Genomic DNA, 1,362 nt, shown 5'->3' on the forward strand with positions numbered 1-1,362 from the left:
AGCAGGGCAAGATGGTCATCGGCACCGTCAAGGGCGACATCCACGACATCGGCAAGAACCTCGTCGGCATGATGATGGAGGGGGCCGGCTTCGACGTCATCGACCTCGGCATCAACAATGCGGTCGAAAAGTACCTCGATGCGATCGAGCAGCATCAGCCCGACATCATCGGCATGTCGGCGCTGCTGACCACGACCATGCCCTACATGAAGGTCGTCATCGACACGATGAAGGAAAAGGGCATCCGCGACGACTATGTCGTGCTGGTCGGCGGCGCGCCGCTGAACGAGGAATTCGGCAAGGCCGTCGGCGCCGACGCCTATTGCCGCGACGCGGCGGTGGCGGTCGAGACCGCCAAGGACTACATGAAGCGCAAGCACAATGTGCGCGCTTCGGCCTGACCCAAGGCATCAGGATGGATCGACAAGAAAAGCCGCGCCTTGCAGCGCGGCTTTTTTGTTCCCAGATGATGGACGAGGCTGCCAATCAGTTGGCGACAGTGTCCTTGACCGCCCTGGCTGTCGACTTGACGTCCTTGCCGACGCCGCGAACGGTGTTCGCGCAAGCCGTAAGGGCAAGGACACAAGCAAGAATGGCAATCGGCGTGATGCGTAGCAGTTTCATGGACGGTGTCTCCCTCAATAGATAAATTAGCGCCACAGCAACGAAGGCCGGCTCGACGGGTTCCATGGCCAAGACGCAAAAAACGAAACCGAATCAAGACGACAGGCTGCTCGTTATAGCCTGCGGGATGATTGCGCGCGAAGTTCTGGCCGTCAAGGAACAGCTCGGACTGGATCACCTCGACCTGACCTGCCTGCCGGCGGAATTTCATTTCTACCCGGACCGCATCGCCCCGGCCATGGACAAGGCAATCGAAAAGGCCAAGGCCGAAGGCTACACAAACATCTTCGTCGGCTATGCCGATTGCGGCACCGGCGGCCTGCTCGACCGTATCTGCGAGAAGCATGGCGTCGAGCGCATGGCCGGCCCGCACTGTTTCGCCTTCTATCAAGGCATGGATGCTTACGCGAAAATCGACGACGACGACATGATGTCGTTCTATATGACCGATTTCCTCTGCCGGCAGTTCGACGCCTTCTTCATGAAGCCGCTCGGACTCGACAAGCACCCGGAGCTGATCAAGGACTATTTCGGCAACTACGAAAAGCTGATCTACCTTGCCCAGACCAACGATCCGGAACTCGACAAGGTCGCCGAAAAGGCTGCCAAAATGCTCGGTCTCGTCTATGAACGCCGCGCGACCGGTTATGGCGACCTTACGGCCGGAATGGCGCAAGCCGCTGCTGTCGCGGGCAAGGGATAGGCTGGGTTTCGTCTGCAAGACGAGCTTTGCCGATG

General features: G+C 59.1%; 3 protein-coding genes. 2 read left to right on the plus strand and 1 reads right to left on the minus strand.

The features are described from left to right. Window positions 1–401, plus strand: a 401-nt coding sequence (locus tag EN993_RS35835) for a cobalamin-dependent protein (protein ID WP_206532483.1), incomplete at its 5' end; no start/stop codon positions are given. A gap of 85 nt (window positions 402–486) precedes the next feature. Here the strand turns inward: EN993_RS35835 and EN993_RS35840 are convergent. Further along, window positions 487–624 carry an entericidin A/B family lipoprotein gene (locus tag EN993_RS35840; protein ID WP_109668437.1) on the minus strand — a complete coding sequence of 46 codons (138 nt, stop codon included), beginning with the start codon at window positions 622–624 and terminating at the stop codon, window positions 487–489. A gap of 64 nt (window positions 625–688) precedes the next feature. Between EN993_RS35840 and EN993_RS35845 the strand changes: the two genes are divergently transcribed. Further along, window positions 689–1,327, plus strand: a complete 639-nt coding sequence (locus EN993_RS35845; RefSeq protein WP_127266245.1) for a DUF1638 domain-containing protein — start codon at window positions 689–691, stop codon at window positions 1,325–1,327. Window positions 1,328–1,362 lie beyond the last annotated feature (35 nt).

It is taken from the genome of Mesorhizobium sp. M7D.F.Ca.US.004.01.2.1, from assembly GCF_003997785.1.
Taxonomy (GTDB): domain Bacteria; phylum Pseudomonadota; class Alphaproteobacteria; order Rhizobiales; family Rhizobiaceae; genus Mesorhizobium; species Mesorhizobium loti.

What these genes read in the sequence shown, in the direction of transcription:
- EN993_RS35845 (WP_127266245.1), top strand. Translation starts at nt 689, where the DNA reads ATGGCCAAGACGCAAAAAACGAAACCGAATCAAGACGACAGGCTGCTC.
- EN993_RS35840 (WP_109668437.1), bottom strand. Translation starts at nt 624, where the DNA reads ATGAAACTGCTACGCATCACGCCGATTGCCATTCTTGCTTGTGTCCTT.